Source organism: Sphingomicrobium aestuariivivum (assembly GCF_024721585.1).
GTDB lineage: Bacteria > Pseudomonadota > Alphaproteobacteria > Sphingomonadales > Sphingomonadaceae > Sphingomicrobium > Sphingomicrobium aestuariivivum.
Map to the genome: position 1 here is coordinate 138,467 of NZ_CP102629.1, position 13,798 is coordinate 152,264.

At 66.2% G+C, this 13,798-nt stretch carries 11 protein-coding genes; 7 read left to right on the forward strand and 4 right to left on the reverse strand.

Going from position 1 to position 13,798, the window contains the following annotated elements; genetic code table 11:
* Positions 1–187 precede the first annotated feature (187 nt).
* Complete coding sequence (locus NUW81_RS00660) at positions 188–1,783, forward strand: winged helix-turn-helix domain-containing protein (protein WP_245109265.1); 1,596 nt, start codon at positions 188–190, stop codon at positions 1,781–1,783.
* Here NUW81_RS00660 and NUW81_RS00665 read toward each other — a convergent pair.
* From NUW81_RS00665 to NUW81_RS00680, 4 genes are all read right to left on the reverse strand, one after another.
* Positions 1,767–2,468 (reverse strand): TfuA domain-containing protein, encoded by a 702-nt coding sequence (locus tag NUW81_RS00665; RefSeq protein WP_245109267.1) that lies wholly within the window; start codon positions 2,466–2,468, stop codon positions 1,767–1,769. The two genes, NUW81_RS00660 and NUW81_RS00665, sit on opposite strands and share 17 nt — an antisense overlap.
* The gene (locus NUW81_RS00670) at positions 2,465–3,592 is read right to left on the reverse strand and encodes a YcaO-like family protein (protein WP_245109269.1); all 1,128 of its coding nucleotides are present in this window, start codon (positions 3,590–3,592) and stop codon (positions 2,465–2,467) included. Before NUW81_RS00670 ends, NUW81_RS00665 begins: the two co-directional genes overlap by 4 nt.
* A 14-nt stretch (positions 3,593–3,606) precedes the next feature.
* A complete protein-coding gene (locus NUW81_RS00675) occupies positions 3,607–3,879 on the reverse strand; it encodes a hypothetical protein (RefSeq protein WP_245109271.1) in 273 nt (90 codons plus the stop codon).
* Between the two features lie 82 nt (positions 3,880–3,961).
* Positions 3,962–4,327, reverse strand: a complete 366-nt coding sequence (locus tag NUW81_RS00680) for a DUF1622 domain-containing protein (protein WP_245109273.1) — start codon at positions 4,325–4,327, stop codon at positions 3,962–3,964.
* 119 nt (positions 4,328–4,446) lie between these two features.
* Here NUW81_RS00680 and NUW81_RS00685 point away from each other — a divergent pair, with 119 nt between their 5' ends.
* The 6 genes from NUW81_RS00685 to dnaE all read left to right on the forward strand — a co-directional run bounded on the left by NUW81_RS00685 (position 4,447) and on the right by dnaE (position 13,644).
* Positions 4,447–6,069: a serine hydrolase domain-containing protein gene (locus NUW81_RS00685; protein ID WP_245109276.1), complete on the forward strand. Its 1,623-nt coding sequence runs from the start codon at positions 4,447–4,449 to the stop codon at positions 6,067–6,069.
* Positions 6,070–6,338: 269 nt separating this feature from the next.
* Positions 6,339–7,655, forward strand: a complete 1,317-nt coding sequence (proS, locus tag NUW81_RS00690) for a proline--tRNA ligase (RefSeq protein WP_245109278.1) — start codon at positions 6,339–6,341, stop codon at positions 7,653–7,655.
* Complete coding sequence (locus tag NUW81_RS00695) at positions 7,652–8,902, forward strand: lipoprotein-releasing ABC transporter permease subunit (protein ID WP_245109280.1); 1,251 nt, start codon at positions 7,652–7,654, stop codon at positions 8,900–8,902. The genes proS and NUW81_RS00695 overlap by 4 nt, the downstream gene beginning before the upstream one ends.
* Entirely contained in the window at positions 8,895–9,584 is a 690-nt protein-coding gene (locus tag NUW81_RS00700) for an ABC transporter ATP-binding protein (RefSeq protein WP_245109282.1), read from the forward strand. The genes NUW81_RS00695 and NUW81_RS00700 overlap by 8 nt, the downstream gene beginning before the upstream one ends.
* 13 nt (positions 9,585–9,597) lie before the next feature.
* Positions 9,598–10,116: a hypothetical protein gene (locus NUW81_RS00705; protein ID WP_245109284.1), complete on the forward strand. Its 519-nt coding sequence runs from the start codon at positions 9,598–9,600 to the stop codon at positions 10,114–10,116.
* A 60-nt stretch (positions 10,117–10,176) separates the two neighbouring features.
* Positions 10,177–13,644 (forward strand): DNA polymerase III subunit alpha, encoded by a 3,468-nt coding sequence (gene dnaE, locus NUW81_RS00710; RefSeq protein ID WP_245109286.1) that lies wholly within the window; start codon positions 10,177–10,179, stop codon positions 13,642–13,644.
* Positions 13,645–13,798 lie beyond the last annotated feature (154 nt).

Below are 13,798 nucleotides of genomic sequence, written 5' to 3' on the forward strand. Positions count from 1 at the left end.
GAAAGCTTGGTTGAACATTTCGCGTCTCCCTTTTGGTGTCTTGGACCCTGCTCGGTCTCGACATCCTCCTTCTACGGCGTCGGGGACCCGACATCTTGGGAAGCAAGCCAAAAGAATCTGACTCAGAATCTTTTCAGAATTGGCGGAAGGCACTAGAAAGCGGTCTTTGCTCGGGGGAAAACTGCGAATGCCGACGGCTCGTCGTGCCAGGATTGCGATTGGCGAATTTCTGATCGACCGTGGGGACGAGCGCGTCACCGGTCCTCAGGGGCCCGTCAAGCTCGGCAACAAGGCGTTCCAGGTGCTCTGCGCGCTGGCCGAGCGCGAGGGGCGGCTCCTGACCAAGGATGCTCTGTTCGAGAGCGTGTGGGACGGCATGGCCGTATCCGAATCAGCGCTCACCACCACGGTTCGCGAACTGCGCCGTGCGCTCGGCGATGATCCCCGCCACCCGCGCTATATCGAAAGTGTCTACGGCCGAGGCTATCGCCTCGTCGCCGACGTGCGCGAGGAAGACGGAGACAGCGCACCGCAGGAAGCTCCCGCCAGGACCCCGGCAAAGCCTCCGAAAAAGGAAGCTGCGGCCCGCGCCCCGATGAAGGGCCTCGAGGCGGGGCGCCCGCCGCGCATCTCCGTCGGCGATTTCAAGGATGATGCGGTCGCCGAAAAGCACCCCTATCTCGGCGCCTCGATGCGCGAGGAAGTGCTGCTCGGCCTGTCACGTTTTCGCGAGATCCAGGTCGTCGATGCGCCGCTCAACCCCGAAGAGGTCAACGAGCGCGACTATCGTCTCGACGTGAAATTCCTGCCCGCCCCCTCTGGGGCAAAGGCCAATGTGCGGCTCCAGCGCGCACAGGACGGCGGCGTCGTCTGGGCCGAGATGATGCTGATCGAGGACGAGGGCGTTGGCGCGGGCGTCGAGACCATCGTGCGCCAGATCGTCGGTGCCGCCATGCCGGCGCTCGACCAGGACATCTCGATCGGCATCGGCGACAATGCCGGCACGCTGTTCGACCGCTATCTCGTCGCCAAGCGGCAGAGCGTGGAAGCGCTCGACCGTGCCACCGCCGAGGATGCCGCGCGGCAGCTCGAGGCGATCATCGCCGAAAAGAGCGATTTCGCGCTCGCCTATCCGCCGCTCTGCCGCCTCTACAATATCGACTATGGCTATACCGCCCTGGGGGCCTCGGGGGCGGTCGAGCGCAAGCGCGCGCTCGATCTTGCCAAGGAGGGGCTCGCGGCCGACCGCAGCCATGTCCACAGCTATACGCTGCTCGGCTTCTGCCATCTCTATCACGCCGAATTCGACCAGGCCAAAAGCTGCTTCGAGCATGCGCTGAAGCGCAATCCCTTCAACCCCGACCGGCTGAACGAGGTCGCGACCGGCATGACCTATCTCGGCGATTTCGACCGCGCACGGCACCTGTTCGAACAGTCGGACGGCATCCAGCCCTTTGCCGACGACAACAGCCAGGAGGACCTCGGCCGCCTCGCGCTGCTCGAAGGCGACATGGACGCCGCCCGCGAGCATTTCTCGCGCGTCACCGTGGCCTCGCTCTGGTCGCAGCTGTGCAGTGCGATCACCCTGTTCGACAAGGACCGGAAGACGGGCGGCAAGGCGGTCGCCCGCTGGAAGGCGCGTGTCCATGAAGGCTGGCACCGCCCGATCCCGCCGACCGATGACGAGATCATCGCCTGGTTCCGCTTCCACCATCCCTTCCGCGACGATGCCGGCAAGCCCTACATCGACCTCGTCACCGAAGCGCTCACCGACGACAGCTGAGCCCCTCGCGCAGCACCTTCTGGAAATGCGTCTCGGGTAGCAGGGAGGGCGGCTGGCTTTGGCTCCTGTCGGCCTTCGCCGCCGCGATCGCCACATGTGCATCGAGCGCCTTGAGCCGGACATGCCGCTTCTCGAGCATCGGCCCGATGCCGGGGGCAATGTCCTCGGCAAGCTTTCGCATCACCACCCATTCGCGATCCACATAGTGGATTTCGTGGAACGCCGCCCGCAGGCGCCGCGCGGTCCTGCCATCGACCAGCCCCTCACGCCGTGCGGCCACCAGCGTCGCGCGCACCTCGACGATCGGCACGCTGACGGCCTTCCAGCCGATCCGCGCATCGCCATGGACCAGCGCCACCTCGTCGTCACCGACCAGCAGCCCCGTTCGATAGGCGCGCGCGATGACGCCGAGCGGCCGCATGCCGAAGTCCGCCAGCTCGGCGGCGCGCAACGCCCCCATGCTCGAGGCGCCGTAGAGCCGCGTGCCCGCTGCCATCAGCGCGAGCGCTTCCTTGTGCGTGACTGCGGCCACTTCATCGAACAGGCCGTCGAGGAGGAGTACCTTGGCGGGCGCCTCGTTGACAAGCGCGAGCAGGTCTCCGGCCACGGCGGGCGGCCGCCAGTCGATGCCGGTATGGCGCGCGCGATCGGGGGCAGGGACGGAAGGGCCGGCGAAGACGATCATCGGCGGCGCCCCTTCGCCAGCGTGCCGAGCCCGGGAACGAAGGCCCGCACCACGTCGAACCCCTCGACCTGCGCGATGGGCAGGAAGGCCAGTTCGTCGAACCCGTTGGCCGCAAGCCGCTCTGCCAACGCGTCGATGCTTGCAGGCCCGGGCGGGATGGCGGCGAAGTCGAGGCCCGCAAGATCGCTCGTCGGCGCCGGCGGGGCGAAGGCCGCGAAGGAAGAGCCCTCGCGATATTGCCAGGGATAGCAGTCGTCGCGCGCGGCGGCGATATAGGTCAGCCGCCCCTGTGCCGCCTCGGCGACGGTCTGGAACAGCGCCTGTTCGGGGTCGGGATGGGCGGCATGGCCGACGATCGCGCCATAGGGCGTGGCGTTCTTGCCATAATCACGGAGCAGGGCGCCGAAGACGGGGGTGCCGGTGAGGCTGGGCAGGACGAAGACCCGGAGCGAGCAGCCGGTCGAATGCACCCGCTCCCGCAGCGCTGCAAACCAGTCGTAGGGGATGGTGTCCGGGCGGATTTCGAGCTGGAGCTTGTGAACGAAATCGCTCGCTTCGAACGCCCACCGCGCATCGCGTTCGATCAGTTCGTGGAGCGCCGAGTGCCGCGCTTCCTCGGGACCATGTCCGGTCGCAAGGCCAGCGCTGGCCCGTTCGAAAGGACTGTCATGAAAACGGGTGAAGTCGAGCGAGACAGCCTCGAAGGGCACGCACAGCGTGCCGCCGCCGTGGCGTTCGGTCGCGACCCAATCGACCTCGCGGTCGGTTGGGGGCGGGGCGGCGCGGTCTGCCGCGAAATCGGCAAAATCCCTGACCCGACCCGCCTCGGGCAGCGCGTCCCAGCACGCCTTCTCGACCGGTCCGTCATAGCGTTCGGCGGCATCGCTCTCGACCGCCTCGAGCAGGGCGCCGAGCCGCGCGGCATCCGCGCTGGCGCCCTTGCCCTGGTGGACCGAGAGCGCCCGCGAGGCAGGACGGATCGCCTGCCAGACGGGCAAGCCGATACGATCGAGGCGGGTGACGTCCGCAAGCCGCGTGACGCCCGCCTTCGCGGCCGCACGCCGTGCAGCGGAAAGCAGCGCGCCGGGATCGGCGGCGCGCTGCCGGTCGCTCGGAAAGATCATCCGCTAGGCTTGGATCAGCCGCTGGTGCCGGTATTGACCGGATTGTAGGGCGGGGGCGTTTCGAAGCCGACCGCGACATAGGCGGTATGTTCGCTCACCACCTCGTCCTGGAACTTCTTCTTCACGTCCTTGACGCCCTGGATCTTCTCTTCGCGCTGCGGTCCGGGCGGCAGCCCTTCGGCGACCTTCATGTCATAGGTAAGGAGCGCGCCGGTGGTCATGTAATAAACCCCGTCGACGAGGATGATGAACTTGTTCTTGTTCGGCTTTTGCGGTTCCTGGGCCATATGCGTTCCCCTGTTGATGCTCCACTCGCACGCGCGAGATTAACAATATTAATCGGGGGCGCCAGCGAAAAATCGGCAGAAACTAGCGAACTTGCGGATCATCCTCGTGCATCGCGCGGCGCCGCCACGGCACCACGCCCTCGATCTCGGTCTCGAGGCTGAAGGACAGGAAGGTGCGGATGAGGACGATCAGGCCGAGCAGTCCGACCGACTCCCACGTCAGCGGCGCGGTCACCGTGAAGATGATGTCGGCGGCCACCAGCAGTTCGAGGCCGAGCAGGATGCCGCGCCCGAGGTTGGCGCGGAATTTCTCATAGGCTTCGCGATGGGCATTGCTCGTCAGGCAGGCCCTAATGAACAGGATCGTCGCCACCATGATGCCGATGCAGATCGTGGCGATCCCGGCGATTTCGATAGCTGCGGCGATGGCGAGCAGGGTGTCGTGCACGGCACTTCCTTCCAGCCTCGTAACGATCCGGCGCAATGCTGGTTGCACTTGCGCCACGCGCTTCACCGTATTAGGCCGGTAACACGGATGGTATTTTGTATTCAAACAGGGGGATTGAAATGACGTCTTTGATGATGGGCGCGGCGATGATCGCGCTGGCGACGGCGGCACCGGTCGACGGCGACAAGATGCTCGGCGCTGCCTATGACGCCGATGGGCCGGGGGCGGCGGCGCTGGTCGTGGATGATGGCGAGACGCTCTATGCCGGCGCGGTCGGCATGGCGGATATTGCGGGCGGTCGCGCGCTGGGTCCCGACACCGCCTTCCGCTACGCGTCCATCTCCAAGCAATTCGCCGCGGCGATGATCGTCCACCTCGTCGAGGAGGGGCGACTGTCCTACGACGACCAGCTCGTCGATCTCCTGCCGGGCATGCCCGAGGCGTGGCGCGGAGTGACCCTCCACCACCTCCTCAATCACACGTCGGGGATCAAATCCTACACCAGCATCCCGGCCATCATGGCGGGCACCGGGGGCATCGGCAGCGTCACCACCGCCGAGCTCGTCGACATGTTCGACGACTATCCGCTCGACTTCCAGCCGGGCACGCGCTGGGAATATAACAACAGCGGCTACGTCCTCCTCGGCGCGATCATCGAGGAAGTGACGGGCAAGCCGTGGCATGTGGCGATCGACGAAGCGCTGCTGGCACCCAACGGGATCACGGACGTCTACTATCTCGACGACGAGACCAGCCTGCCTGTCATGGCGAGGGGCTATACCGGCGGCACCGACACGCTGGCCCAGTCCATCCACATGAGCCTGCCGCATGCCGCGGGCGGCCTCGCCGGCACGCTCGAAGGCTTGCGCGCCTGGACGATGGCGCTGCACGGCGGAAAGATCGTCTCGCCCGAATCGCTCGCCCGCATGACCGCCCCGACCCGCCTCTATTCGGGCGACACCCAGCCCTATGGCTACGGCCTGATGCTCGAGCAAGTGCGCGGGCGCGACATGATCGGTCACGGGGGCGGCATCTTCGGCTTTTCGACCTTCGTCTATTACGTGCCGGAAGACGGGCTCTTCGCCGCCGTCATGGCCAATAGCGACGGGCTCGAGCTGACCCCGCAGATGGCCGCGCTGAAGCTCGGCGCGATGGCACTCGGAGACCCCTATCCCGAGCTGGTCCCGGTGGCCGCCGCGGACGCCATCGAGGCGGGCTGGGAAGGGCGCTACGAATTTGCCGACGGCACGATCCGCGACTTCTACCGCGATGGCGACACGCTCTACATGCGCCGCGAGGGCAGCCAGCCGCTCGAAGTGGTCGGCGACGGGGAGGGGCGCTTCTTCTACGAGCGCAGCATGACCTATTTCCGCATCGCCGATGCGGGCGACGGTGCAGTGGCGCATTTCCATTCGGACGGCTCGACCAAGGGCGTCGAGGGCCGACGCATCGGCGATGCCGCGCGGACGGCCTATGTTACCCTCGAGCCCGCGCAGGCCGAACGCCTGATGGGGGACTATGCCTTCGAGATTGGCACGATCGCCTTTGCACAGGCCGCGGATGGCACCATGACCGCGCTTCTCGAAGGGCAGCGTCCCGAGCCCGTGCGGGCGACCGGCCCGGCCCAGTTGGTGGCACCGGGGGTCGGCGCGACCTTCGATTTCGAGATGGCGGGCGGGCAGGCCATTGCCGTGACGCTGCGGCAGGGTGGCGCAGAACTGCGCGGCGAACGCATCGACTAGGCATGAAAAAAACGCCCGGGCAGTGGAGTGCCCGGGCGTCCTTGCGTGACGATTGCTCGTCAGCCCCCTTGTCTCGGAAATCGAAGAGCGAGTTCGAACCGGACACCAACGTCGCTAACCGGTCTTTGACGATTCTGTCACCCCTTAATGTCTCTTTCGAGCCACTTGGGCTGGCAATGTTGCAACGCCGCCACGCTCGAGACGCTGATTGAAATGCGTCGCCCGCCTGCCTAGAGCGGTCGCGAAGCATTTTATCGAAAGTTCACGACGTGCGCCTCTCCAAGTCCTTCCTCCCCGTCCTCAAGGAAAGCCCCGCCGGGGCCGAAGTCGCCAGCCACAAGCTGATGCTGCAGGCGGGCCTCATCCGCCAGACCAGCTCGGGCATCTACGCCTGGCTGCCGCTCGGCATCCGCGTCCTCAGGAAGATCGAGCAGATCGTGCGCGAGGAGCAGGACAAGGTCGGGCAGGAAATGCTCATGCCGACGATCCAGCCTGCCGACCTGTGGAAGGAAAGCGGTCGCTATGACGCCTATGGCCCCGAGATGCTCCGCATCGAGGATCGTCATGGTCGCGAGATGCTCTATGGCCCGACCAACGAGGACATGATCACCGCGCTCTTCCGCGACGATGTTAAATCGTACCGCGAGCTGCCGCGCATGCTCTACCACATCCAGTGGAAGTTCCGCGACGAGGTCCGCCCCCGTTTCGGCGTGATGCGCGGGCGCGAATTCCTGATGAAGGACGCCTACAGCTTCGATCTCGACGAGGCGGGCGCCAAGATCAGCTACTATCGCCAGCTGCTGGCGTACCTGCGCACCTTCAAGCGCATGGGCATCAAGGCCGTGCCGATGCAGGCCGACAGCGGCCCCATCGGCGGCAAATTGAGCCACGAATTCGTCGTCCTCGCTCCCTCGGGCGAAAGCGAGGTCTTCTATGACGGAAAGATCGAGGACGTGGACCTCGAGCGCGAGGGCCTGTCCTATGACGATGCCAATGCGCTGGAGACGCTCTTCAACGAGGCCACCGGCGTCTATGCGCGCACCGACGAGACCCATGAGGAGCAATATTGGAACGAGGTGCCGGCGACACGCCAGCGCACCGGCCGCGGCATCGAGGTCGGCCACATCTTCTATTTCGGCGAGAAATATTCGAAGGCGATGGGGCTCAAGGTCTCGGGTCCCGACGGCGAGATCACGCCCATGATGGGCAGCTACGGCATCGGCGTCTCGCGCCTCGTCGGCGCCATCATCGAAGCGAGCCACGACGACAATGGCATCGTCTGGCCCGAGGCGGTCGCCCCCTACAAGGTCGGGATCGTCACCATGCGCGCCGATGACGAGGCGACGGTCGCGGCGGCCGAAAAGCTCTACGAAGGGCTCACCGCAGCCGGCGTCGAGGCGCTCTACGACGACCGCGACGAGCGCGGCGGCGTCAAGCTCGGCGGCATGGACCTGATGGGGCTGCCCTGGCAGGTCGTCATCGGCCCGCGCGGGCTCAAGGACGGCGTGGTCGAAATGAAAAATCGCCGGACGGGCGAACGTGAGGAATTGACCCCCGAGGCAGCGCTGGCCAAGCTCTCCGCATGATCCTTTCCGCCCATGAGCGCATGATCGCTCGCCGCTACCTGCTGCCGCACAAGGGCGAGGGCTTCATCTTCCTCGTCGCCGGCTTTTCGGTGGTGGCGGTCGCCTTGGGCGTCTTCGCGCTGATCAGCGTGATGAGCGTCATGAACGGCTTTCGCGCCGACCTGTTCGACCGCATCGTCGGCCTCAACGGCCACGCCATCGTGCAGGGCTATGACGGGCGCCTCGATGACTGGGAGGCGATCGCCGAGGAGGCGACCAGCCTGCCGGGCGTGGTCGAGGCCACCCCGCTGATCGAGCAGCCGCTGATGGCGTCCTCCAACGGGCGCGTCGAAGGCATCCTCCTGCGCGGCGTCCGGGTCGAGGATATCCGCTCTAACAAGCTCATCACCGAGAATGTCACAGCGGGCAGCATCGCCGACCTCCGGCCCGGCACCAACAATGTCGCCATCGGCGGTCGCCTCGCCAATGCGCTCGGCGCCTATCCGGGCGCGGAGATCTCGCTGATCAGCCCGGAGGGGCGCTCGACCCCCGTCGGCACCGTGCCGCGCATCGTCACCTATCGCGTCGCCGCCATCTTCGAGGTCGGCGTCTACGATTATGACAAGGCGTTCGTGGTCATGCCGATCGAGGATGCGCAGACCATGCTCATGCTCGGCGATGCCGTGGCGATGGTCGAGATCGAGGTCGACGAGCCCGACAAGGTCAACGACATCGTCGCGCCATTGCAGCAGACGATCGCGGGCAAGGGCGTGATGGTCGATTGGCGCCAGATGAACTCGGCCCTGTTCGAGGCCCTCGAGGTCGAACGCGTCGTCATGTTCGTCGTGCTGTGCATCATCATCCTCGTCGCCGCCTTCAACATTGCCTCCTCGCTCATCATGCTGGTGCGCGCCAAGCGGCGCGACATCGCCATCCTGCGCACCATGGGGGCGAGCCGCGCAGGGATGACCCGCATCTTCATGTCGGTCGGCCTCATCATCGGCGCGGTCGGCATCATCCTCGGCGCCATCCTCGCTGCGATCTTCCTCTTCTTCCGCCAGTCGGTGGTCAATTTCATCCAGCTCGTCTCGGGCGCCGAATTGTGGGATCCCAGCGTGCGTTTCCTATCGGAACTGCCATCGAAGACCGATCCCTTCGAGGTCGCCGCGATCATCCTCGTGACGATCCTCCTGGTGTTCCTCGCCACCCTGTTCCCGGCGCGCAAGGCCGCCGCCACCGATCCCGTCGAGGTGCTGCGTTATGAGTGAGCCGGTTCTCCATACCGAAGGACTGCGCCGCAGTTTCACGCAAGGTCATGTCACCATCGAGGTGCTGCGCGGGGTCGACCTCACCATCCAGCCGGGCGAGATCGTCGGGCTTTTGGGGCCCTCGGGCGCGGGCAAGTCGACACTCCTGCAGGCTGTCGGTCTCCTCGAAGGCGGCTTCGAGGGCTCGATCATGATCAACGGCGTCGAGGCCGCGCAGCTGTCGCAGCATGAGCGCACCGAGATGCGCCGCGACACGCTGGGCTTCGTCTACCAGTTCCACCACCTGCTTCCCGACTTCGATGCGAGCGAGAATGTCATCCTGCCGCAGCTCATCCACGGCGCCAGCCGCGAGGAGGCCGAGGATCGCGCCGCCGAACTGCTGACCCGCCTCGGGCTCGGCGAGCGCCTCGACCATCGCCCGTCCAAGCTGTCGGGGGGCGAACAGCAGCGCGTCGCGGTCGCCCGCGCGCTGGCCAACCGCCCCCCGCTGATCCTCGCCGACGAGCCCACCGGCAACCTCGACGAGGCGACCAGCGAACGCGTTTTCGCCGCCTTCCTCGAGCTAACCCGCGCCGAAGGCTCGGCCGCGCTGGTGGCGACCCACAACGAGGCGCTGGCCGCGCGGATGGACCGCGTGGTACGCCTCCATGACGGCAAGTTGGGACCGGGGCTGACGTTCTAGGGGGAGAAACCCGATGGTGATGACGATTGCGCTCATGCTGGCCTTTCAAGAGGCGAGCCCCGCGCCGTCGCCGCCCGCACTGCCCCCGGCCTGCGAGAGCGAAGCCCATGCCGCCTTCGATTATTGGGTCGGCGAATGGGACGTCTATCCGACCTCGCGCCCCGAACAGAAAGTCGCCGAGAGCCGTATCGAGCGTCTCTACAATGGCTGCGCGGTGCGCGAGAACTGGATGCCGACCGGGCGTCCGGGCGGGGGTAGCCTCAACAGCCTGCGCGAAGACGGTCGCTGGCACCAGCGCTGGATCGGCTCGGGTGGCGAGACCGTCGATTTCGTCGGCGGCCCCGACGACGAGGGTAACATCGTCATGACGGGCTGGTGGGCGAACTATAACGGCCCCGGCGACCATCGTTTCGTCCGCATGACCTATTTCAGGCTCGAGGACGGCGCCGTGCGCCAGCTCGGCGAAATCAGCGAGGATCATGGCGCGACCTACGCCACTGGTTACGACCTCACCTACCGCCGCAGAAATTAGCTGTGGATAAGTGGCTTCGCGCCGCTTGGCCTGCGCGCGCCCATTCGTCATAGTATCGCAATGGTTTATGTCCCGCTGCGCAACTTCTCGAGCTTCACGATGCTCGAGGGGGCGATCGAGCCCAAGGATCTGGCTGCCAAGACCAAGGCGCTGGGATTTCCGGCGGCGGGCCTGTGCGACCGCAACGGCCTTTATGCAGCAATGGGCTTTTCCAAGGCCGCGATGGACGAGGGCGTGCAGCCCGTCATCGGCACGCTGCTCGCGGTCATGCGCCCCGAGGGGCTGGGCCCCGCCGGCACCATCGACTGGCTCCCGCTCTTCGCGCAGGACGAGGCGGGCTATGACAATCTCTGCCGTCTCGTCTCGGCCGCGCACCTCGACCGTCCGGTCGAACAGGACGCGCATGTCACCTTCGACCTCCTCGCGGAACGCACCGAGGGGCTGATCGCGCTGTCGGGCGGCGGGGAGGGGGGCATCGCTCGCCTCTTCGCCGAGGGGCAGGACGACAAGGCGAAAGCGCTCGCCGACAAGCTGGCAGGGCTGTTTCCGGGCCGTTTCTACATCGAGCTCTCGCGCCGCGGCAACGCGAGCGAACAGGCCGCCGAGGAAAAGCTTCTCGACCTTGCCTATGCGACCGACCTGCCGCTCGTCGCGACCAACCCCGCGCAATATGACACGCCCGACTTCCACGCGGCGCATGACGCGATGCTGTGCATCGCCAATTCCTCACAGGTCGACAATCCCGACCGCCCGACCTCCTCGTCGGAGGCCTGGCTCAAGCCAGCCGCGACGATGGAGGAACTGTTCGCCGACCTGCCCGAGGCGCTCGCCAATTCGGGCGTGATCGCGCAGCGCTGCGCCGTCGCCGCCCCCAACCGCCGTCCCATCCTTCCCAAGATGAGTGATGACGAGGACGAGGCGCTCAAGAAGGCTGCGCATGACGGCCTCACCGCGCGCCTCGATGCCATCGAAAAGGTGCGCGGCCCCCAGCCGGACGGTTGGCGCGACCCCTATGTCGAGCGGCTCGATTACGAGCTCGACATCATCAACCGCATGGGCTTTCCCGGCTACTTCCTGATCGTTGCCGACTTCATCCAGTGGGCCAAGGATCATGACATCCCCGTGGGGCCGGGGCGTGGTTCGGGCGCGGGCTCGGCGGTGGCCTGGGCGCTGCTCATCACCGACCTCGATCCGCTCGAACTGAAGCTGCTCTTCGAACGCTTCCTCAACCCCGAACGCGTGTCGATGCCCGACTTCGACATCGACTTCTGCGAAACCCATCGCGACAAGGTCATCAGCTACGTCCAGCAGAAATATGGCCGCGACAAGGTGGCGCAGATCATCACCTTCGGGCGCCTCAAGGCACGCGCGGTGCTGAAGGACACCGGCCGCGTCCTCCAGATGAGCTACGGCCATGTCGACCGTCTCGCCAAGCTCGTGCCCAACCTTCCCGCCGACCCGTGGGACCTCAAACGGGCATTGAACGGCGTCAGCGAACTCGCCGCCGAGGTGAAGTCCGACAGCGACGTCAAGCGCCTGTTCGACCTCGCGACCAAGCTCGAAGGCCTGCCGCGCCACTCCTCGACCCACGCCGCGGGCGTTGTCATCGGCGACCGGCCCCTCGATCGCCTCGTCCCGCTCTACCGCGACCCGCGCTCGGACATGCCGGTCACCCAGTTCGACATGAAGCATGTCGAGCAGGCCGGCCTCGTCAAATTCGACTTTCTCGGCCTGAAGACCCTGTCGGTCCTCAAGGAAGGCGCGCGCCTGTGTGCCAAGAAGGGCGTCACCGTCGATTATTCGACGCTGCCGTGGGACGATGAAGAGGTCTACAAGCTGCTCCAGCGCGGCGACACGGTCGGCGTCTTCCAGCTGGAATCGGAGGGCATGCGCCGCACGCTCGCTGCCGTCCGCCCGACCAATTTCGGCGACATCATCGCGCTTGTCTCGCTCTATCGCCCGGGCCCGATGGACAACATCCCGCTCTTTGGTGACCGCAAGAACGGCCGCGCCGAGATCGAATATCCGCATCCGCTGCTGAAGGACGTGCTGGCCGAGACCTACGGCATCTTCGTCTACCAGGAACAGGTGATGCAGGCCGCGCAGGTGCTCGCCGGCTACAGCCTCGGCGACGCCGACTTGCTGCGTCGCGCGATGGGCAAGAAGATCCAGGCCGAGATGGACAAGCAGCGCGCCCGCTTCGTCGAGGGCGCGGCCAAGAATGACATCAGCGCCGCCAAGGCAAACGAGCTGTTCGACATCATCGACAAGTTCGCCGGCTACGGCTTCAACAAGAGCCACGCCGCGGCCTACGCGCTCGTCGCCTATCACACCGCCTGGCTCAAGGTGCATCACCCGGCAGAATTCTACGCCGCTTCGATGACCTACGACATGAACCTCACGGACAAGCTCGCCTTGTTCGTCGACGATTGTCGCCGTTCGGGCATCGATGTCGCCCCGCCCGCGATCAACGAGGCGATGGCCGAGTTCGACGTGCAGGACGGCCAGGTCCGCTACGCCCTCGGCGCCCTCAAGGGCGTGGGCGAAAAGGCGATGGAACAGCTCACCGCCGAGCGCGACGCCAATGGCAGGTTTGCCAGCCTCGAGGAATTTGCCGACCGCATCGACCCGCGCCTCCTCAACCGCCGCCAGCTCGAAGCGCTCGCCAGCGCGGGCAGCTTCGACGAGCTGAATCCGGACCGCGCGTCGGTCCACGCCGGCGCCGAGACCATCCTCAAACATGCCCAGCAGGCCGCGGGTGAGCGCGAGAGCGGGCAGGGCGGCCTGTTCGGCGGCGCCGATGCCGAGCCCGAAGTCGCGGCAATCCGCCTGCCGCAGGCCGAATGGAAGCTCGCCGAACGGATGAATGCCGAGCGCGATGCCTTCGGTTTCTATTTCTCCTCGCACCCCGTGGAGGCACACGCCCACCTCCTCGCCGCGCACAAGGTCAAACGGCACAGCGAATTGCAGGAGCTGAAGGTCGAACCCGGCAGCCGCGCCAATGTGCGCATGGCGGGTCTCGTCGAGGAAGCGCGCTGGCGCACCTCGCAGCGCGGACGACGCTATCTCATGATGACATTGTCCGATCCCTCGGGCCAGTTCACGAGCATGTGCTTTGACGATGATGCCTCCGAGGCCATCGAGGAGGCCGCCAAGTCGGGCGAACCCGGCCTCATCACTGCCGAACTCGACCGTCGCGAGGGCGAAGACGAGGTGCGCGTCACGGTGAAGGCGTTCAAGCCCTTCTCCAAGCTCGACACCAACAATCGCCTCCGACTCGACGTCACGCTGACCGACGCCTCACAGGCGGGGCTGCTCGCCGATGCACTGCCGACGGGTGATCGCGGCGCGGTCTATGTCACGGTGAAGGTCGCCGACGGACGCGAGGCGGTGCTGCTGCTCGGGCGCGACTACAAACTCGATCCCGACCTCGCCGACCGGCTCCAGCGCCAGCTCGGCGAGGATAATGTAAAGCTCTCCGCCGCCATCAACGAGGGCCCGCGGCTCGCTTATTCGGCCGCCGGCTAGAATTCGTCGGGCGTCGTCGACGGCGGCGCTTCGACCGGATCGATACCCGGCGTCTCGTCGGGGCTCGGCTCGATCGGGTCGGGCACGGGCTCGTCGGGCACCGGCGGCACGTCGAGCGGCGCGGGGTCAGGCGTCGACGGACGGCTCGGCTGCG

Excerpts from the sequence above, each read along its gene's own strand:
- NUW81_RS00705 (WP_245109284.1), top strand. The coding sequence starts at position 9,598 with ATGGTGATGACGATTGCGCTCATGCTGGCCTTTCAAGAGGCGAGCCCC.
- NUW81_RS00700 (WP_245109282.1), top strand. The coding sequence starts at position 8,895 with ATGAGTGAGCCGGTTCTCCATACCGAAGGACTGCGCCGCAGTTTCACG.
- NUW81_RS00660 (WP_245109265.1), top strand. The coding sequence starts at position 188 with ATGCCGACGGCTCGTCGTGCCAGGATTGCGATTGGCGAATTTCTGATC.
- dnaE (WP_245109286.1), top strand. The coding sequence starts at position 10,177 with ATGGTTTATGTCCCGCTGCGCAACTTCTCGAGCTTCACGATGCTCGAG.
- NUW81_RS00670 (WP_245109269.1), bottom strand. The coding sequence starts at position 3,592 with ATGATCTTTCCGAGCGACCGGCAGCGCGCCGCCGATCCCGGCGCGCTG.
- NUW81_RS00675 (WP_245109271.1), bottom strand. The coding sequence starts at position 3,879 with ATGGCCCAGGAACCGCAAAAGCCGAACAAGAACAAGTTCATCATCCTC.
- NUW81_RS00685 (WP_245109276.1), top strand. The coding sequence starts at position 4,447 with ATGACGTCTTTGATGATGGGCGCGGCGATGATCGCGCTGGCGACGGCG.
- NUW81_RS00695 (WP_245109280.1), top strand. The coding sequence starts at position 7,652 with ATGATCCTTTCCGCCCATGAGCGCATGATCGCTCGCCGCTACCTGCTG.
- NUW81_RS00665 (WP_245109267.1), bottom strand. The coding sequence starts at position 2,468 with ATGATCGTCTTCGCCGGCCCTTCCGTCCCTGCCCCCGATCGCGCGCGC.